The sequence below is a fragment of the Terrabacter sp. 2RAF25 genome (genome assembly GCF_052115265.1).
GTDB lineage: Bacteria > Actinomycetota > Actinomycetes > Actinomycetales > Dermatophilaceae > Terrabacter.
On sequence record NZ_JBFRGJ010000008.1, the window covers coordinates 263,745 to 282,717 of the forward strand.

At 70.6% G+C, this 18,973-nt stretch carries 13 protein-coding genes and 1 pseudogene; 8 read left to right on the plus strand and 6 right to left on the minus strand.

Translation table 11 applies throughout. From position 1 onward, the window contains the following. Positions 1–17: 17 nt before the first annotated feature. From AB4091_RS18990 to AB4091_RS19000, 3 genes are all read right to left on the minus strand, one after another. On the minus strand, positions 18–2,468 hold the full coding sequence (locus tag AB4091_RS18990) for a Tex family protein (RefSeq protein WP_442293885.1): 2,451 nt from the start codon (positions 2,466–2,468) through the stop codon (positions 18–20). A 78-nt stretch (positions 2,469–2,546) separates the two neighbouring features. Further along, complete coding sequence (locus AB4091_RS18995) at positions 2,547–2,900, minus strand: FadR/GntR family transcriptional regulator (protein WP_442293887.1); 354 nt, start codon at positions 2,898–2,900, stop codon at positions 2,547–2,549. Continuing rightward, a complete protein-coding gene (locus AB4091_RS19000) occupies positions 2,893–4,338 on the minus strand; it encodes an amidase (RefSeq protein ID WP_442293889.1) in 1,446 nt (481 codons plus the stop codon). The genes AB4091_RS18995 and AB4091_RS19000 overlap by 8 nt, the downstream gene beginning before the upstream one ends. Before the next feature lie 161 nt (positions 4,339–4,499). Between AB4091_RS19000 and AB4091_RS19005 the strand changes: the two genes are divergently transcribed. From AB4091_RS19005 to AB4091_RS19015, 3 genes are all read left to right on the plus strand, one after another. Next, entirely contained in the window at positions 4,500–4,934 is a 435-nt protein-coding gene (locus tag AB4091_RS19005; protein ID WP_442293891.1) for a hypothetical protein, read from the plus strand. Positions 4,935–5,063: 129 nt separating this feature from the next. Beyond that, positions 5,064–5,336 carry a hypothetical protein gene (locus tag AB4091_RS19010; protein WP_442293893.1) on the plus strand — a complete coding sequence of 91 codons (273 nt, stop codon included), beginning with the start codon at positions 5,064–5,066 and terminating at the stop codon, positions 5,334–5,336. Then, a complete protein-coding gene (locus AB4091_RS19015; RefSeq protein WP_442293895.1) occupies positions 5,333–5,896 on the plus strand; it encodes a hypothetical protein in 564 nt (187 codons plus the stop codon). Before AB4091_RS19010 ends, AB4091_RS19015 begins: the two co-directional genes overlap by 4 nt. 100 nt (positions 5,897–5,996) lie before the next feature. Here the strand turns inward: AB4091_RS19015 and AB4091_RS19020 are convergent, their stop codons facing one another. Together AB4091_RS19020 and AB4091_RS19025 are read right to left on the minus strand one after the other, a co-directional pair. Next, entirely contained in the window at positions 5,997–6,425 is a 429-nt protein-coding gene (locus tag AB4091_RS19020; RefSeq protein WP_442293897.1) for a hypothetical protein, read from the minus strand. Positions 6,426–6,934: 509 nt separating this feature from the next. Beyond that, positions 6,935–7,561, minus strand: a complete 627-nt coding sequence (locus AB4091_RS19025; RefSeq protein ID WP_442293899.1) for a DUF6318 family protein — start codon at positions 7,559–7,561, stop codon at positions 6,935–6,937. A 348-nt stretch (positions 7,562–7,909) separates the two neighbouring features. On the opposite strand from AB4091_RS19025, the gene AB4091_RS19030 reads away from it, so the two are divergent. From AB4091_RS19030 to AB4091_RS19040, 3 genes are all read left to right on the plus strand, one after another. Continuing rightward, positions 7,910–10,726: an McrB family protein gene (locus AB4091_RS19030; RefSeq protein ID WP_442293901.1), complete on the plus strand. Its 2,817-nt coding sequence runs from the start codon at positions 7,910–7,912 to the stop codon at positions 10,724–10,726. A 52-nt stretch (positions 10,727–10,778) separates the two neighbouring features. Then, positions 10,779–12,011 (plus strand): McrC family protein, encoded by a 1,233-nt coding sequence (locus AB4091_RS19035; protein WP_442293903.1) that lies wholly within the window; start codon positions 10,779–10,781, stop codon positions 12,009–12,011. Positions 12,012–12,152: 141 nt separating this feature from the next. Next, the gene (locus tag AB4091_RS19040) at positions 12,153–12,728 is read left to right on the plus strand and encodes a DoxX family protein (protein ID WP_442293905.1); all 576 of its coding nucleotides are present in this window, start codon (positions 12,153–12,155) and stop codon (positions 12,726–12,728) included. Positions 12,729–12,797: 69 nt separating this feature from the next. On the opposite strand, the pseudogene AB4091_RS19045 reads toward AB4091_RS19040, so the two are convergent. After that, positions 12,798–13,448: pseudogene (locus tag AB4091_RS19045) on the minus strand (VOC family protein); the annotation flags it as partial. Between the two features lie 112 nt (positions 13,449–13,560). Here AB4091_RS19045 and AB4091_RS19050 point away from each other — a divergent pair. Next, complete coding sequence (locus AB4091_RS19050) at positions 13,561–16,911, plus strand: TM0106 family RecB-like putative nuclease (protein ID WP_442293907.1); 3,351 nt, start codon at positions 13,561–13,563, stop codon at positions 16,909–16,911. Between the two features lie 185 nt (positions 16,912–17,096). Beyond that, on the plus strand, positions 17,097–18,926 hold the full coding sequence (locus AB4091_RS19055; protein ID WP_442293909.1) for an HNH endonuclease signature motif containing protein: 1,830 nt from the start codon (positions 17,097–17,099) through the stop codon (positions 18,924–18,926). Positions 18,927–18,973: the final 47 nt, after the last annotated feature.

Below are 18,973 nucleotides of genomic sequence, written 5' to 3' on the forward strand. Positions count from 1 at the left end.
GGGGCGACGCCCCGGCGTCAGCCGGTGTAGCCGGCCCGGCGCAGCGCGTCGGCCATGGCGCTGTCGGCAGGTGCGTTGCTGCGGCGTGCCGGGGTGGCCAGGGTGGCCCCCTTGTCCCCGTTGCCCCGGGTGTCCCGGTTGCCCCGGGTGCCGTTGTCGCCCTGGCGAGGGCTGCCGCCCCGTCCGCCCCTGGCGCCCTGTCGCTGGCCTCCTGAACCCGTCCGGCGCGAGTCACCACGACCGGAGGTGTCGGCCTTGGACCCAGCGGCCGGCAGCTCGTCGTCGAGCCGCAGCGTGAGGGAGATCCGCTTGCGGGCCACGTCGACGTCGAGCACCTTGACCTTGACGACGTCGCCGGACTTGACGACGTCGTGGGGGTCGCGCACGAAGCTCTTCGACAGTGCCGACACGTGCGCGAGGCCGTCCTGGTGGACGCCGACGTCGATGAAGGCGCCGAAGGCCGCGACGTTGGTGACCACGCCTTCGAGCGTCATGCCCGGCTTGAGGTGCTTGATCTCCTCGACACCCTCCTTGAAGGTGGCCGTCCTGAAGGTGGGCCGGGGGTCACGACCCGGTTTGTCGAGCTCGCTGATGATGTCGGTGACCGTCGGCAGTCCGAAGGTGTCGTCGACGTAGTCGGCGGGCCGGATCGCCTGCAGCGCAGCGGTGTTGCCGATCAGTGAGGTGAGCTTCTGCCCGGTCGACTCGAGCATGCGTCGCACGACGGGGTAGGCCTCGGGGTGCACGGCGGACGCGTCCAGCGGGTCGTCGCCCCCCGGGACCCGGAGAAAGCCGGCCGCCTGCTCGAACGCCTTGGGGCCGAGCCGCGGCACGTCCTTGAGGGCGCTGCGGCTGCGGAACGGCCCGGTGGCGTCACGGTGGGCGACGATGCTGTCGGCCAGTCCGGCCGTGATGCCCGAGACCCGGGTCAGCAGGGGAGCCGAGGCGGTGTTGACGTCGACGCCGACCGCGTTGACGCAGTCCTCGACGACGGCGTCGAGGGAGCGCGAGAGCGCGGTCTGGGAGATGTCGTGCTGGTACTGCCCCACGCCGATGGACTTCGGGTCGATCTTGACGAGCTCGGCGAGGGGGTCCTGCAGGCGGCGCGCGATGGAGACGGCGCCACGCAGCGAGACGTCCATGCCCGGCAGCTCCTGCGAGGCGAACGCCGACGCGGAGTACACCGAGGCGCCCGCCTCCGAGACGACCGCCGTCGTGAGCTTCAGCTCGGGGTGACGCTTCACCAGGTCGGCCGCGAGACGGTCGGTCTCGCGTGACGCGGTGCCGTTGCCGATCGCGACGAGGTCGACCGCGTGATCCTTCGCGAGGCGCGCGAGCGTGGCGAGCGACCGGTCCCACTCATTCTGCGGGACGTGGGGGTAGATGACCTCGGTCGCGACCACGCGGCCCGTGCCGTCGACGACGGCCACCTTGACCCCGGTGCGGAAGCCCGGGTCGAGGCCCATCGTGGCGCGCGCCCCGGCCGGGGCAGCGAGCAGCAGGTCGCGCAGGTTGGCGGCGAACACGCGTACGGCCTCCTCCTCGGCGGCCCGACGCAGCTGCATACGGGCGTCGATGCCGAGGTGGACGAGGATCTTCGTGCGCCAGGCCCAGCGGACCGTGTCGGCGAGCCACTGGTCGGCTGGTCGACCGGCGTTCTCGATGCCGAAGCGCCGCGCGATGGCCCTCTCGTATGCCGTCGGGCCGGGCTGGGGCTCGACCGCAGGGTCATCGGGGCTGATGTCGAGCGAGAGCACGTCCTCCTTCTCGCCGCGGAAGAGCGCGAGGATGCGGTGCGACGGCAGCGAGGCGAGAGGCTCCGAGAAGTCGAAGTAGTCGGAGAACTTGCCGCCCTGCTCCTCCTTGCCGGCACGGACCTTGGAGCCGACGTGTCCCTGCTTCCAGACCCGCTCGCGCAGGTCGCCGATGAGGTCAGCGTCCTCGGCGAAGCGCTCGACGAGGATGGCGCGGGCCCCGTCGAGCGCGGCAGCAGCGTCCGCCACCTCTCGCCCGGCATGAACGAATTCGGCTGCAGCCGTGGACGGCTCGGTGTCTGGCGAGCCAAGAAGCAGATCGGCAAGCGGTTCGAGACCGGCCTCGCGGGCGATCTGGGCCTTGGTGCGCCGCTTCGGTTTGAAGGGCAGGTAGATGTCCTCGAGGCGCGCCTTCGTCTCGGCGCCGAGGATCTGCGCGCGCAGCGTGTCGTCGAGCTTGCCCTGCTCCTCCACCGACGCGAGCACCGCTGCCCGTCGTTCCTCGAGCTCGCGCAGGTAGCCGAGGCGCTCCTCGAGCGTGCGCAGCTGCGCGTCGTCGAGTCCGCCCGTGGCCTCCTTGCGGTAGCGCGCCACGAAGGGAACCGTCGAACCGCCGTCGAGCAGGCCGACCGCCGCGGTGACCTGCCCGTCGCGGACGCCGAGCTCCTGCGCGATACGGCGCTCGATGGATGCAACCTTCACCTGCACGCTCACGGGGCTGTTCTCCTTGTCGCCGACGCTTGACCGAGTCACGCATTCTGCCGTGCGGCCCCGGTCGGGCGTCGAGCAGGGTCACTCGTCGAGCAGCGCCTCGAGGGCGGCGCGCTCGGCCTTGGGGACATAGCTCGCGTAGTAGTCGTGAAGGCTGTGCAGCGAGGCCCGTGCGGCCTCGGGGCCGTTCGGGTCGCCGGGCCGCGACCGCACCACTCCGTTGCTCTCGAGGACGCGCAGCGCCTCGCGCACCGTCGCGCGGCTCGTGCCGAACTGCACGACGAGCTCGCGCTCGCTCGGGAGGCGCTCGCCGGGTCGCAGCTCGCCGCGGGCGATCGCCTCCTCGACCTGCTCGACGATGCGCTCGTAGAGGCGGACCGACCGCACCGGCTCGAAGCCGCGTGCGGTCGCTGCGGCCGGAGGGGTCTCAGGCACGGTCGTCTCCTGTCGGCGGGATCGGCCACACGGGCGTCGCCGCCGTGCCCCGGTGCTGCTCGTACCAGTCGACGGCACGGAGCACGCCGACGTCGTCGAAGCGACGGCCCGAGACCTGCAGCCCGATGGTGCGTCCGTCCGCGGTGAAGCCGCAGTTGACCGACGCCGCCGGCTGGCCCGACATGTTGTACGGCACGGTGAAGCCGATGTGCGCCATGCCCTCGTCGCGGTCGCCCCACGGCATCGGCCACTCCGCCGGGAAGGCCGCGACGGGCGCCACGGGGGAGAGCACGAGGTCGTAGCTCTCGGTGGCCGCGACCGTCGCCTGCTGCAGGGCCATGATGCTGGCGTAGTCGCGCAGGACCGAGCGGCCGTCGACGTCACGCACAGCGAGCACCCACCGCCGGATGAACGGGAGCACCCGCTCCCGGGCCTCGGGCGCGAGGGCGTCGAAGTCGGTGAGTGACCGGACCCGCCAGAACTCGTCGAGGTCGCGGAGCATCTGGGGCGTCATGAACGGGTCGAGCGGCGTGACCTCGGCGCCCGCGTCCGTGAACACCTGTGCTGCGACCTCGACGGCAGAGCGGACCTCGGGGTCGAGCGGGAGCCCGCACCCGGCGTCGAGGTGAAGGCCGACCCGCAGGCCCCGGACGTCGAGCGGCTCGGCTGGCAGCACCGCACCGAGGTCGGACGGGGGAAGGCTGGTCCAGTCGCGTGCGTCGGGTCGGCTGATGACCGAGAGGAGGAGCGCGGCGTCGCGGGCCGAGCGGGTCATCGGGCCGGCGGCGCGGCCCAGGTAGGGCGTGTCGAGGGGCACCCGCCCGGCGCTCGGCTTGAGGGTCGTCAGGCCGAGCCACGTGCCTGGCAGCCGGATCGAGCCGCCGATGTCGGTGCCCACGTGGAGCGGGCCGTAGCCGCCGGCAGCCGCCGCACCCGCACCCGAGCTCGAGCCGCCGGTCGTCAGCGCCGGGTTCCACGGTGAACGCGTGATGCCGTGCAGGCTCGAGACCCCCGAGCTGAGCATCCCCCAGTCGGGCATGACCGTGGAGCCGAGGATGACACCGCCCGACTCCTCGACCCGTTCGACCACCGGGCTGCTGCGGGTCGGCACCACCGGCTCGACACCCGCGTTGCCTGCCGGCATCGGCACACCCGCTCGACCCAGGTTCTCCTTGATCGTGACGGGCACGCCGTCGATGGGGCCGGCGGGCTCGCCTCTGCGCCAACGGCCCTCGCTCGCCCGAGCAGCTGTGGCAGCGCCCTCCAGGTCGAGCTGCCAGAACGCGTTTAGCTCGGGCTCACGGGCGCAGATGACGTCGGCGACGTCGCGGAGCGCCTCGACGGGGGAGAGGTCACCCGACGCGTACGCGTGGACGAGGTCGGTGGCGGTGAGACCGGCCGGTCGGTCGGACGGTCGGCCGGACGGGTGCGGCGGCATGGGCGTCCTTCCGCGTGGGCGGCCCTCGGGCCGCCTCGGCCGCCGGACCAGGTCTCGCCATCCGGCCTGTGATGGGAAAACGGTACCTCTCACGGGCGGGGGGGCGCCGGGCATGTGGACAACGCCGACCCACTGTCACCGGTCACCGGCATGCTCGTTCCATGCGCTTCGAGGATCTGCCGAGGGACTGGGCCCAACGACCGATCACCGACCCTGACGTGCTCGAGGGCGTGGTCGACCTCATCGTGACCGGCCAGGCGAGAGACGACGGCGCGACCTATCTGCTGCTGTGCCACCCGAACAGGCGGCTGCTGCAGCCCGTGCTCCTTCCCGACCAGCCCCGCTGTGTCGACGTCGCAGCCGTTCGAGAGCGGGTTCTGCTGGCAGTCTCCGAGGCCGCCCGGCAGGGCGTGCGAGATGTCGTCATTGCGATCGCCAGGCCGGGGCGCCCCACGGCCACACCACGCGACCACGACTTGCGCACCGCCTTCGAGGGCGTGTGCCGCGTTGCTGGGCTGACGCTTCACGCGGTGGCGATCGCGGCCCCTGATGCCGTTGCCGTCCTGCCGGCGCAGCGCGACAGCGCGGCGGCCTGAGCGGGCGCGCTCGTCCAGCCGCAGACGTCGTTGACAGACCCGCTGCTGCCTCCGTCCCGAGGGAGGCAGATCGGGGTACCGTCCAAGCGGTGGTCGCCGTTGCGGCCCTGAGCCGATCTTGGAGGACCGATGGCGCTGGCTCATTCACCCGGGACGTCCGACCCTCGTTCGCGTCGCGCCGTCGGCTGGCAGTGGTGGGCCGCGCTGGTGATCGTGACGGTGCTGTTGGGTTTCGCAGGGCGTGGCGACGGCGGATTCTGGGGCGTCTTCCTCTGGAGCATCGTCGGTTTCGTCGTCGGCTCGCTGGTGGCCATCGCCATCACGGGTCGGGGAGCAGCGGGGCGAACTGAGCCCGATGCGGCCCCGGGTGACGCGGCAAGCGCGTCAGGGGGTCGGCGATGAAGTGGTGGCTGGTCCTGGTGGCCTTCGTGCTCGGCGTCCTGGTGACCTGGCTTTTGTCGAGGCGAGGCGGTGGCTCCGTCCCGACCACTGGACCCGCGGTCTCACACAGCGAACCTTTGGACGGTGCGGCTCCCTCCGACGCGGCGAGCGACAGTGATGACGACCCCGACGTCTCGGATCCGTCTGCCTTCGCCGGAGCACCCTCGGAGTTCACGTCCGATGTCGGAGCCGCAGAGAGCTGGGACCGAGACGCGCAGGACGAGGACGCGCTGCTGCCGCACGAACCCGTGTCAGCCGCCGGGATCGCCGAGGCGGAGGTACCACCGGTGGCGGAAGCGACTCCCAACGGCGACCTGGCGGGGGTCGGAGAGCCCGAAGCCGTCCAGGCCGTCGACGCCGTCGAGGTCCAAGCCGAGGTGGTCACACAGGACGAGGCGCTCAACCGCGGCCCGTCCAAGGCTGAACAGGGTGCGTTCACCTTCGACGAGGTCGACGCCGAGAACGAGGACACGTCGGCCGACAACGACGACAAGCCGGGCGACTCGCAATCCAGAAACTGAAGTCGGCGCGCCGCACGCCCCTGACGGGGCCCTCTGCGTTGGTTCGCCCCGTGACCCAGTCCACGCCACGACTCAATGCAGAGTAGTCAGCGACGGACGGTCAGTTGTTGACGAGAACGCCCTTCGCCTCACGAACGGTGACCACAGTGCTGGGGCCGGGAACGGTCACGGTTGACGGGATCTCGTCCCAGGTGGCGCCGTCGAGGCTGAAGTCGGCTCCGAACGTCGTGTTGACGCGGACCGGGAACTTGCCCTTCGAGCCGTAGACGTGGGTGATGTCGCCGTCGGGATAGACCCCGCCTGTCGATGTCGTCGGACCGACCGAGGAGCCGTCGCCGAAGACGTACGTGAAGCCGACCAGCTTGGGCCGGATCTGAACCGGGATACCGCGCAGCACGGATCGGTCGACCTCGCCGGGCTGGAACCCGTTCGGAGTCCAGTTGACCTTGTAGAAGGTCAGCAGGTTCACCAGGGTCGTGTTACCAGCTGGCTGGCTCGAGATCTGCGGCTTCGACCAAGGCGTCCGCATGAATTGACCTTTCAGATCGGCCATCGTCAGCGTGGGTCTGGCGCCAGGAGCTACATCAGATGCACAGGTGAAACCACGAACGCTCCAAGGCTCCGTCACCTTGCCCTCCACGAGCGTTCGACGCCATATCCGGAGTAGGGGTCCTACTTCAGCCTTGGGACAATCTCTGAGGGCATGGCTGCACGTGACTTGTTCAGTAACGCTTTCCGGGCGGGCCTGCGCACAGTCATTCAGCGATAGGTAGTCATACCGTGGGGCGGTGGGTGGCAACGGAGCTTCGATCGGACCGCCCTTGTCGTTTGGATGTTTGGGAAGAGCCAGCACCTCATCGCGCGAGAGTAGACCGACACTCGCCTGTGTCGGATCGACATTGCAAGTTGTGTACACCCCGCAGGGCGGGTTGGGGACAGCGCCATCAGCCTCGGGATGCCGCCCATGCACGAAGCCCGAGGGAGCGCCGACGACCAGCGCGAGCGTCGCGGCAACCAGAGTGGACGTGGCAGCCACGACTAGTTCTCGGTCTTCTGAAGGCGCGTGACGATCCAGTGGCCCTCGTACTTGAGGGAAACTACGAACGACGCATTGCCCGTGGGTGTTGTGCCAACCTTTTTGTTGTTGGAGTTGAGGATGGGGACCGCAAGCTGCGACAAGTCCACAAGCACCCTCGCGTTCGGCAACTTGACCTCTAGCGGCGACGAAAAATCGATCCTCGCGAGGTCTGCCCCATAGTGCGTGCCCTTCGCATTCTGCTCCTTGATAGCCGACGCAAAGGCATTGCAAGTAACGCAGTCTGGTTGTGCAAGTCCGTGCACATCGGACGTGCTTCCAGTTCTGAAGCCAGAGTTGACCCGCTCAAAGTAGTACTTGCTAAAGGCGGCGGCGCCGGCATCGGTGCTCGGGCGGGCGGCGGCGGGGATCTTGGCGAGGACCGGGTCGACCGTTGCCGTTGGGGTCGGCGTGGTTGTCGTGGAGGGCGCCGACGAGGTCGTCGTTGCCGCCGCCGACGTCCTTGGGGGAGTCGTCGAGGTCGGCGCAGGCTCACTGCCCGTGCAGGCACCGAGCATCGCCAGCGCGACGAGCGCGGCGGCATACGGAATCAGCCTTCGGTGTCGATGGGCCCTGGCGGCGGCGGTCATCGGCGTCCCCTGTCGATCGTCGACCAGCGTGCGGTTGCGTCCTGGGAAGGGCGTTTCGCCCCTCGTGGTTCCACCTCGGAACCTATGACCATCCTGCCCGAGACGCACCCCGAGCCGCCCGCCTCGTCCACAGCCCCCCGGCTGCGCATCGTCCGGTGCAACAGGTCACAATGATCACGATTCGCTGCCGTCAGGGGCCGTTCGACGCTGCGATTCCGGGGACTCACCGGTGACACACCCACGAGTTCGGAGCACGGGCGACTGGCAGGTAACCTTTCCGCGGTCCTGCGCGCACCTCCACGCGCGCAGTAGCTATTCGCCCTAGAAGTGGGCGTGCAAGGGAGCCCCATGTCTCGCACCGACAGCGTCGACGTCAAGCGTTGGCGCGCGAAGTACGCGCTGATCGAACGTGCCGCCGAGGCCGACAAAGACGCCCAGGCACTGTTCGCCGAGCTCGACTCGGAGCGTGCGTCCCGCAACGGCGAGCTGCGTGAGATCCTCGCCGACCTCGTGGCCTCCAGCGACCTGGTCGCCTTCAAGGAGGCGATCAACCAGTGGACCCGCAAGGACGGTCCCTACGTGGGCTTCGGCCCCATCGGCGGGCCGTGGCTCGCGTCGCTCGTCCGCCGCGCCGAGGAGGAGTACGCCGAGGTCGTCGGGCTGCTCAAGCTGACCCTCCAGACCCCCGCGTCCCCGCAGGACGCCGCCGACAAGCTCCAGTCGATGGAGGCCTTCCTCGCCAGGGGTGGGGCACGCGGCCAGCGTGCACCGGGGCCGGGGCACACGGCATACGTCCTCTCGCTCTTCTGGTCGACCGACGACGGTGGCGAGTGGCCGCTCATGTGGGAGAACGCCCCGCACATGCTCCAGCGACTCGGCTGGCTCGAGCGTGGCCTCAGCCACGCCGAGCGCTACGTCGCGTTCGCCGACCTCTGTGCGGCGCTGCGCCCCGAGGACCCCAAGTACGCCGCCCGCATCCTCTGGTACCTCAAGGAGACCGAGGCCTTCGTGGGCATCGCCCCCAAGGCGCTCGACGTCTGCGTGGAGGCCGCCGAGATCGCGGCCGACTTCCGCCCGTCCTCCGGCTACGGCAACGGCACCCGTGAGGAGCGGGCCGCCGACCTCGCTCGCCAGCTGCGCGGCGAGGCCGACCACATCTCCGACAGCCTCATCGAGCGTCTCTCGTCCGAGACCGGTCTCTACCTCGAGGCTCCCACCCTCGCGCTGCAGCAGCACGCCGGCGAGGACGCCGCCTACCGCTCCGACCTGTACGCCGCGTGGATCCTCGTCGGTGGAGCGGGCGCCCCGGGCTTCCGCCTGTGGATCACGCCCTCCGGCGTCGCGTTCGGGCTGCACGGTGGCTGGGAGGGCGAGAGCGACCAGCAGCACCGCGAGGTCGGCACCATCGTGCAGGAGCACCTGCCGCGTGGACTGACCTTCTTCCGCGTGCACGAGGACGGTCGCCCCGACCGTCTCGAGCCGGTCGGGCGCGAGTACCCGTCGGGCGAGGCGTTCGTCGGTCGCTGGTGGAAGGGCGACGAGGCGCTCGGCCGTGCCGACTTCGCCGACGAGATCATCGCCACCGCCCGTACGCTGACGCCGCTGCTGCGCTTCATGACCTCGAGCCAGCGCGGGCCGCTGGACGACCCCAGCCTCGAGCTCGCGGCCATGGTCGACCTGCAGGGCGAGGTCGAGATCTTCCGGACCGAGCGGCCCTACCCGAGCGAACGAGACGCGTGGCACCAGGAGCAGCGGCGCGTCTTCGCGGCGTGCGTCTCCCGCGACGGCCTCGAGGACTTCGACCTCGCGACGTTCAAGCGCATCGTCTCCACGCGCGGCTACGGCGACATCGGCGGCCAGTCGGTGCTCATCAGCAGCATCAACGCCCTCGACGCATCCGGCATCGACGAGCTGCGCATCATGGTGCGCGACCTGCTGTGGGGCGAGGGCCGCGACGAGGAGCGGATCAACCGCGTCCTCGGCTCCGACGACGTGCCGGTCCAGGGCTTCGGCGAGAGCGTCGTGCTCAAGCTCTTCGCGATCGCCCACCCGGAGCACTGGCTGCCGCTCTTCGCCCTCGGCGGTGACTCCGGCAAGATCGCGATGCTCACCCGCCTCGGTGGCCCGGCGCGCTGGACCGACGGCAAGTCCCGCGGCCGCACCCACGTCGAGACCAACGCCCTGCTCAAGCAGACGCTCGACCCCCTCCTGCCCGACGACCCGTGGGGGCAGGCGCAGCTCGCCTACTGGCTCATGCGTCGCTCGGACAAGGCACTCATGCCCGACCACGACGCGCTCGGCGAGGCCGCCCAGGAGCTGCTCATCGAGGAGGACTTCCTCCGCGAGATCCGCAGCCTGCTCGAGGAGAAGAAGCAGGTCATCTTCTACGGGCCTCCCGGCACCGGCAAGACCTACCTCGCGCAGCGGTTCGCCCAGGCCCTGCAGCCCGACCCCACCAAGCGCGACATCGTCCAGTTCCACCCGAGCAGCAGCTACGAGGACTTCTTCGAGGGCTTCCGGCCGCAGATCGACCACCAGGGCCAGATGGTCTACGAGCTGCGCAAGGGTCCCCTCGCGCTGCTCGCCGAGGCGGCCGAGGCCGACCCGCTGACACCGCACATCATGATCATCGACGAGATCAACCGGGCGAACCTGCCGCGCGTCTTCGGTGAGCTGCTGTTCCTGCTCGAGTACCGCTCTCACTCGGTCAAGACGAGCTACCGCCCCGACGAGGGCTTCGAGCTGCCACCGAACCTCTACTTCATCGGCACGATGAACACTGCCGACCGGTCGATAGCGCTCGTCGACGCAGCGCTGCGCCGTCGCTTCGACTTCGTGCCGTTCATGCCGCACGACGGGCCCATGGAGGGCCTGCTCCGCAGATGGCTCGAGGCGCACGACGGTCCTGTCTGGGTAGCCAACCTCGTCGACCGCGTCAACGAGGACCTGCGGCGTGCCCTGCGTGGCCCGCACCTGCAGATCGGGCACTCGTACTTCATGCGGCCCGGTCTCGACGGTGACGAGGCGACGTTGCGCCGCATCTGGGACTACAACGTCTACCCCTTCATCGAGGACCAGCTCTACGGCCGCGAGCACGAGCTGGCCCAGTTCCGCTGGGAGAACGTGAAGGCTCGCTACGGCCAGCTGGACCTGATGCGACCGTGACGACGCCGCCGCCCCTCGTCGTCAGCCGCCGAGCCGTCGCGCCGATCTACCGATGACCCTCGAGCTGCCCCCGATCCCCGAGCACGGACGCTCGGGGCCGGTCCGCCTGTCCCGCGACACCCGCGCCGCCCTCGTGGCGGCCGCGGGGGAGCGGCTCGTCATCCACGCCACCGCCGATCCCGACGTCGTCACCATCGGGGCGACCAGCTGGGTGGGCGCGCTGGCCGTTCCGGGACTCGTCGTCCGGGTGATGCCGAAGGTGTCGGTCACCAACTTCTTCGCGATGCTGGGCGCCGGCGTCTCACCCGACGCCTTCGACCACGAGCACGTCACGTGGAGCGACACCGACGAGCTCATCGACGGCGTCGCCTACTTCGCGATCCGCCTCATCGACTCCGCGACGATGCGCGGCCTCGTGCACGGTTACGTCGCCCGGGAGGAGCGGATGCGCACCATCCGCGGGCGCTTGCTCGTCGAGGAGTTCGCGCGCCGTCCGTGGAGCGCCGCCGAGCCGCAGTGCCGCTTCGACGACTTCACGGCCGACATCGTCGAGAACCAGCTCTTCCGGTGCACGCTGCAGGCGATGCTCGCGTGGCCGCAGCTCGCGCCGCACGTGCGTCGGGAGGCGCTGCGCGTCCTCGGGCGCTTCGACGGCGTCGCCGACACGCCCGCGACGAAGCACACCGCTCCGCTGCCGATCACCCGCCTCAACGAGCACTACGAGGACGCCATGCGTCTGAGTCGCCTGGTGCTGCAGGCGATGTCGCTGAGCCACGAGGCCGGTGACCAGCAGGCCAACAGCCTCATGGTCGACATGGACGACCTCTTCCAGCGCTGGATCTCGCAGGAGCTCGACCTGCGACTCGCCCCAGACCTGCGCATCGAGACCGACGAGAACGTCTGGCTCGACGAGGGTCGGGCCGTCACGATGGCGCCCGACCTCGTAGTGCGCCGGGGGAGCGAGGTCGTGCTGGTCGGCGACGCCAAGTACTCCATGGGTGCCGACGGCTACATGGCCTCGCGCGACTACCTCGAGCTCATCGCGTACACGACCGCCCTGGGGCTGCCCACTGGCGTTCTCGTGCACTGCAACAGCGACCGGGCGCCCGAGTCCGAGATCGTCATCCGCAACGCGGGCACCCGAATCCTCTGCCGCCCGATCCGTCTCGACGGGTCGTATGCCGCCGTGTGCACGTCGTTGGACGCGCTCGCCGACCTGGTGCGCGAGCTCGCCGAGACGCCGGGCGAGCTCGAGGTGCCGACACTCATCCGCTCGCACCGCTGACCCTGACGGCGCGGCTCGGTGCCAGACCTGTCTCGCACCTCACACTCCTACGGCTTGTAGTAGTGAATCTTCATTACTACGCTTTGTAGTACCGACAGAAAGCCTGCCGGGAACACGCATCGAGTTCTGGAGATGAGTTCCATGGCCACCATCCACCGCGACACACACACTCCCGCGGTCGTCTCGCACGACCCCACCCAGGGCGTCGTGACGTTCCAGGAGGAGGTGGTCCGTTCGGTCGTGGCCCGTCGAGTTCTTGCCGGCCTGCGCATCGTGCTCGGCTTCACCTTCCTCTGGCCGTTCCTCGACAAGCTCTTCGGCCTCGGCTACGCCACCCCCGCCGCCAAGGCGTGGGTCAACGGCGGCACCCCCGCCCAGGGCTTCATGAAGCACGCGGAGGGCCCCTTCGCCGGCTTCTTCAAGAACATCGCCGGCCCGTGGGCCGACTGGGTGTTCATGCTCGGCCTCCTCGGCATCGGCGTCGCGCTCCTCGCAGGTGCGGGCCTCAAGATCGCCGCCTGGAGCGCCGCGCTTCTCCTCGCGCTCATGTACCTCGCCGAGTTCCCCCTCGGGGCCTCGGGGATGACCAACCCGCTCATCGACAGCCACTGGATCGAGGCATTCGGCATCGCGGTGCTCGCCGCGACGCTGGCCGGTGACACCTGGGGCCTCGGCAAGTGGTGGGGCCGTCATGTCGGTAACGGCATCATGCGGTGAACGGGTGGGGCGGCCGGGKCGCGACCCCGCCGCCCCCCCGAGGCGGGTGGCGGTGAAGGCGCAGAACTCGTTGCCCGCGGGATCGCGCATCACGGTCCAGCCGATACCGTCGTCGCCCTTCGCTCGAGCGACCGTCGCGCCGCCCGCGACGAGAGGACCCAGGTCCGCGACTGTCACATCGACGTGGATGCGGTTCTTCGTCGTCTTGTCCTCTGGCACCGGCTGGAACACGATCGACTCGAAAGGCAGCCCAGGGACGTCCTCGACGTGGCTGAACCCGTCGTCGCGGACGGCCCTGCCACCGAGGACGTCAGCCCACCATCGCGTCAGCCGGTGGGCCGCGAACTCGTCGCCCGTGACGTCCCAGACGAGCTCGTAGAACGGCTGGGTCACCAGCTCGTCGCGTACGAAGACGCAGAACTCCTGGCCGTCGGGGTCGAGCAGCACCGTCCAGCGGGGCTGCTCGTCGTGCACCACCGCACCGGCATCGATCGTGGGCTGCAGCGACGTCGCGTTCACATCGAGGTGGAGCCGGTTCTTGACGGTCTTGGGCTCGGGCACGCGGTTGAACCACACCTTCACCTCGTCGCCCACACGCAGGCACGAGTCGCCGTCATCGTGCGGGTGCGGCTCCCAGCCGAGCACCGGGCCCCAGAAGGCCGACAGCGCATGGGGGTCCGACGCGTCGATGCAGAGGTCCTTGTACGTCGCGAGCGGCATACAGCGACGGTAGACGCCGACGGGGACGGCGGGCGGTCAGGGACCGTCGCCGCTCGCGACGGAGCCGCGGGCCGACCCCGTCGTGTCGGTGGCGGACGGCATACTCGGCGGCATGCAGCGCAACGACGGTCACCTGGTCCTTAGCCCGACGGACCTCACGAAGCACGTGGCCTGCGCGCACATCACCACGCTCGACCTCGACGCACTCGATGCCCCAGGGGGTCGCGGCCCCCGGCCCTCGGGCACCGACGACTCGCTCAACCTCGTCTTCGCCAAGGGGCTCGAGCACGAGCGCGCCTATCTCGACCGACTCGTGTCCGAGGGCCTCGTCGTCGAGGACATCGCCGCGCTCGAGCTGCGCGGGGTGGCTGCCGAGGCTGCGACGGTCGACGCCATGCGGCGCGGCGTCGACGTCGTCTACCAGGCCACGTTCTACGACGGCCACTGGGTCGGCCTGGCCGACTTCCTGCTGCGGGTCGAGCTTCCCGATGGCGAGCGCAGCAGGTTCGGCACGTGGCGCTACGACATCGCCGACACCAAGCTCGCGCGCCGGCTGAAGGTTCCCGCGCTGCTGCAGATGGCCACGTATGCCGCCCGCCTCGAGACGCTCCAGGGCCTGCCCCCGCAGTGGCTGACGGTCGTCACCGGCGACGCCGAGCTGCACCCGTGGCGCCTCGTCGACGTCGCACCCTACGCGCGTCGGCGTCGGGCCGAGCTGCTCGACGCGATTGCCAACCCTCGCCAGACCGAGTCCTCCCGGGTGCAGCACTGCGGGCAGTGCCGCTGGAAGGAGCGTTGCGCGCAGGAGTGGCTCGACCGCGACGACCTCATCCAGGTCGCGGGCATGCGCACCGACCACCGGGCCGCCCTCATCGACCTGGGCATCCCCACCCTTCGGGCGCTCGCGGGCTCGACCGACGAGCAGCTCGCGCCCCGGCTCTCGACGACCACCCGACGCAGGCTGCTCCAGCAGGCCCGGCTCCAGCTCGCCGAGCGCGAGACGGGGCAGGCGCAGTTCGAGCTGCTCGACCCCGAGCCCGCGCGCGGCCTGCAGATGCTGCCCGAGCCCGACGACGGCGACGTCTACCTCGACTTCGAGGGCGACCCGTGGGCCGAGGGCGGCGCCGGTCGCGAGTACCTCGCCGGCATCTGGACGCGGCAGGGGGAGTTCGTCGACTTCTGGGCGCACGACTTCGACGAGGAGGGGCGGCTCACCACCGACCTGCTCGACTGGCTCACCGAGCGGTGGCGGCACCACCCGGCCATGCACGTCTACCACTACGCGCCCTACGAGACGACCGCTCTGAAGCGCCTCGTCGGTCAGCACGCGACGCGCGAGGCCGAGCTCGACCAGCTCCTGCGTCACGAGGTCTTCGTCGACCTCTACGCGGTCGTTCGTCAGGGCGTCCGCATCAGCAAGGGCTCCTACTCGATCAAGAAGCTCGAGGAGTTCTACTGGGGCCACACGCGCACCTCCGAGGGCGATGGCGTCGCCGACGGCCTGTCGTCCGTCATCGAGTACGAGCGGTGGCTCACCGGTCGGGTCGAGGGGCGGGCCGACCAGTCGATCCTCGACGACATCCGCCGCTACAACCGCGACGACGTGCGATCCACCCTCGACCTCCACATCTGGCTCGAGGCGCGGCGCGCCGAGCTCGCCGCATCCGGCCACGCGCTCGCGCGGCCCGTGCCCGAGGGGCTGCGCGAGATCGGCGACGACGAGCGGGCGGAGATCCAGCTCGCCGAGTCCCTCGTCGGCGCCGGTCACCACCTGCTTGCCGGTCTCGTCGGCTGGCACCGGCGCGAGAAGCGGCCCGAGTGGTGGGACTTCTTCCGCTACAAGGAGCTCGAGACTCCCGAGCTCGTGGAGGACGGCACGGCCATCGGTGACCTCGGCGAGCCCGAGGAGATGCGCATCGTCAAGCTCTCCAAGGTCTGGCGCTACCCCTTCCCGCCGCAGGACTGCAAGGTGTCGATCGGCAAGTACGTCCCCGACGTCGACACGCACGCGCCGGTCGGCAAGGTCATCGACCTCGACGCTGTCGAGGGCTGGGTCGAGCTGTCGATGAAGAAGTCGCTCGACCCGCCGCGCCCGCGCGGCCTCGGAGGGCCGGGTCCCGTCATGGACCAGGTCCTCCGCGCCAGCATCGCCCGCTCCGGAGCGCTGGCTCTCGCAGGTGGGAGCAACCTCGCCACCCGCCTGCTCCAGCGCGTCGTCCCGGCCGCCGACGTGCTCACCGCCCGACCGGGCGAGACGCCCAAGGACGTCGTGGTGCGGGTCGGTCGCGGGCTCCGCGGTGAGGTGCTCGCGGTCCAGGGGCCACCCGGAACGGGCAAGACCTATGCCGGGTCGGCGCTCATCCGCGAGCTGCTCGACGCCGGGCTGCGGGTGGGGGTCACGGCGCAGTCGCACGCCGTCGTGCTCAACCTCCTCGACGAGGTGCAGCGCCCTGCATGGCACAAGGACGGCACCAACGCCGAGGAGGGTGCCGAGCCCGACGACCCCAACGCGCTGATCCGGCACACCACCGACAATGCCGCGATCGCAGCGGCACTCGCGTCGGGCGAGGCCAACCTGGTCGGCGGCACCGCCTGGCTGTGGTCCCGCGACGACCTGGTCGACGCCGTCGACGTGCTCGTCATCGACGAGGCCGGGCAGTTCTCCCTCGCCAACGCCGTCGCGGTGGCTCCGGCGGCTCGCTCGCTCGTACTGCTCGGAGACCCGCAGCAGCTGACTCAACCCACCAAGGCGGTGCACCCCTACGGCTCCGGGGTCTCGGCCCTCGACCACCTCCGCACCGACGCCGACGGCGTCGTGCACGACGTCATCCCGCCCCAGCGGGGCGTCTTCCTCGACCGCACCCACCGCATGCACCCGTCCCTCACCGCATTCGTGTCCGAGCTCGCCTACGAGGGTCGCCTCGAGTCCGCTCCGGGCCGTGAGCTGCTGGCGGTCGATGCGCCCGGCGCGCTGTCGGGCGACGGACTCCGCTGGGTGCCCGTCGAGCACGATGAGCCCAGCGAGCAGTCGAGCCGACAGGAGGCCGCCGTCGTGCGCGACCTCGTGGCCGACCTCGTCCGCGGCACCTGGACCGATGCTGCCGGTGACACCAAGCCGATCGGCATCGACGACATCCTCGTCGTCGCCCCCTACAACGCCCACGTCGCCACGCTCGCGGCGGCCCTGCCCGAGGGTGCGAGAGTCGGCACCGTCGACAAGATCCAGGGCCAGCAGGGTGCCGTGGTCATCTACTCGATGGCCAGCACGACGGCCGCGCTCGCGCCGCGAGGCGTCTCGTTCCTCTACGACCTGCACCGGCTCAACGTCGCGATCTCCCGGGCCAAGGCGATGGCCGTCATCGTCGGCAGCCCGCTGCTCATGGACGCCGAGGTGCACACGCCCGAGGAGCTGCGTGCCGTCAATGCCCTGTGCCGCTACGTCGACGAGGCCAAGTCTGTCTGACGCCGTCCGGCCAGCGGCCCAGGGCGCCTTCTGTCCTGTGGCGCCCCAGGTGCCACTTGGCGAAAGGGTGGCAGATTGTCTGTGGCACAGCGGAATTCGCTGTCCACAGATCCGCCCATACCCTTGCATTCCAGTCGAACGCCTGTTCTACTGGGGGTAGTCCAAGAGCCGAGGGGAGGGGCCCGATGCCATTCATCGCAGCGTCGAGCCAGTCCCTGCGTCCCGAGCTGCGCGGGTCGCTTCACGTGCTGCGGGTGAGCGCATCCGATGAGCCGACCGAGCTCGCGCGCGCCCTCGAGTCCGCGCTGGCTGTGCGTGCCAGGGTCAGGCCTGTCGAGGACGCTGACGCTGCGGATGCCGACCGTGCCGAGGCGGTCGGAACGGCCGACCGGGCTGAAGGAGTTCGTTCGGTCGAGGTCGCCGGGAGCCTGCTGCGTGCTGGCGATGCAGCAGGCCGCGCCGAGGCGACTGACCGCGCCGAGGCGACTGACCGCGCCGAGGCGACTGACCGCGCCGAGGCGACTGACGTCGCCGCGGCGACGGACCGAGCGCGGTCGGTCGAGGTGACCGAGCGGCTGTTGCGGGCGAGCGAGCGGGTCATGGGCGAGATCGAGGCGCTCGAGGTGGCGAAGGCGCGGGTCGAGGCCGACCTGCTCGCCGCGTACGGGGCGTTGCACTCGATCCAGGCCCAGCAGGTCGCCGCGCTGCCCCGGGGTGGCAGTGCCGTGCGGATGGCGGCGCTGGTCTCGCCCGAGCGGGTCGTCGCCGAGGAGATCGCGCTGGCGACCGGGGTCGGGGTCGGCGAGGTGTCGCGGCGGCTGGCGTTGGCGACGGCCCCGCGGCGGCACCGGCGGGTCCTGGCCGCGTTGCGGGCCGGAGGCACGTCGTTGTACCGGGCGGTGCAGGTCGCGTCCGAGACGGTGCGGCTCTCGGACGTCGATGTCGCGGCCGTGGAGGAGGCGGTGCTGGCGCCGTCGCGGGACGGGCGCCCGGTGGGACAGCGGACGTTCACGGCGCGGCTCACGCGGGCGGTCACCTCGGTCGACGCGCGGAGTGCCGACGAACGGCGGGCGCACGCCAGGTCGAGGCGTGGCGTGTTCGGGCGGATGGTCGGTGACGGGATGGGCTGCCTGACCCTCACGGCCGACGCGGGCACGGTCGCGGCGATCCTGGACCGGCTCGACACGAACGCCCGGAACCTGCGCGGCGGTGGGGACCCGCGCACCCTGGACCAGCTGCGCTGCGACCTGGCCACCGAAGCCCTGCTGCGCAACGCTCTCACCGCCGCCGGTCCTGCCGGCACCGCCCGCGCTGAGGACGGCACCGACGCCAAAGAGGCCAAGGACGACGCTTCGGGGGCGCCCGGGGCGGCCGGTCCCGCCGTCGGCAGCGTCCCGGCGGGTGAGCGACCGGTGTCGTTCACGGGGGATGCCGCGGCGCGGGTGTGGCTGGTCGTGCCGTTCGAGGTCGCCACCGGCCAGAGCGACGCGGCGTGCGAGCTGCCCGGGCACGGTTGGGTCACCGCCGCCCACGCCCGCGAGATCATGACCCGCCCCGGCTCGGTCTGGCAGACCCTGCCGGTCGACCTGCGCGACGGCCACGCGATCACCCGCCCCACCAAGGCCTACCGGCCCACCACGGCGATGCTCGAGCACGTCCAGGCCGTCGACGGCACCTGCCGCGGCCCCGACTGCCAGGTCCCTGCCACCCGCTGCGACCTCGACCACGAGACCCCGTGGCCGAAGGGCGAGACAGCCGTCTCGAACCTGTTCGCCAAGCACCGGCTCCACCACAACGTCAAGACCGACGGCATCTGGACCAGCACCCAAGTCGCCGGCGACGGCCTGGAGTGGACCACCCTCACCGGCCGGACGTACACGACCTACCCCAAGAACTGGCGCGAAGCCCTCGACCCATCGGGTTCAGGGCCCCCCGACCCTCTTGTGGCAGAACGCGATCCGTCAGACGATCCCCCGCCACCTGCCGCACTCGACGACCGCCTACCGCAGTTCTGAGCCGTGCCGAGGTCGACCGGGCCCCTCCCGCTCCGACTTCGCAGCGA

Coding starts and splice junctions, on each gene's coding strand:
- AB4091_RS19000 (WP_442293889.1), bottom strand. CDS start 4,338: ATGCCGCCGCACCCGTCCGGCCGACCGTCCGACCGACCGGCCGGTCTC.
- AB4091_RS19005 (WP_442293891.1), top strand. CDS start 4,500: ATGCGCTTCGAGGATCTGCCGAGGGACTGGGCCCAACGACCGATCACC.
- AB4091_RS19010 (WP_442293893.1), top strand. CDS start 5,064: ATGGCGCTGGCTCATTCACCCGGGACGTCCGACCCTCGTTCGCGTCGC.
- AB4091_RS19015 (WP_442293895.1), top strand. CDS start 5,333: ATGAAGTGGTGGCTGGTCCTGGTGGCCTTCGTGCTCGGCGTCCTGGTG.
- AB4091_RS19020 (WP_442293897.1), bottom strand. CDS start 6,425: ATGCGGACGCCTTGGTCGAAGCCGCAGATCTCGAGCCAGCCAGCTGGT.
- AB4091_RS19025 (WP_442293899.1), bottom strand. CDS start 7,561: ATGACCGCCGCCGCCAGGGCCCATCGACACCGAAGGCTGATTCCGTAT.
- AB4091_RS19030 (WP_442293901.1), top strand. CDS start 7,910: ATGTCTCGCACCGACAGCGTCGACGTCAAGCGTTGGCGCGCGAAGTAC.
- AB4091_RS19035 (WP_442293903.1), top strand. CDS start 10,779: ATGACCCTCGAGCTGCCCCCGATCCCCGAGCACGGACGCTCGGGGCCG.
- AB4091_RS19040 (WP_442293905.1), top strand. CDS start 12,153: ATGGCCACCATCCACCGCGACACACACACTCCCGCGGTCGTCTCGCAC.
- AB4091_RS19050 (WP_442293907.1), top strand. CDS start 13,561: ATGCAGCGCAACGACGGTCACCTGGTCCTTAGCCCGACGGACCTCACG.
- AB4091_RS19055 (WP_442293909.1), top strand. CDS start 17,097: ATGCCATTCATCGCAGCGTCGAGCCAGTCCCTGCGTCCCGAGCTGCGC.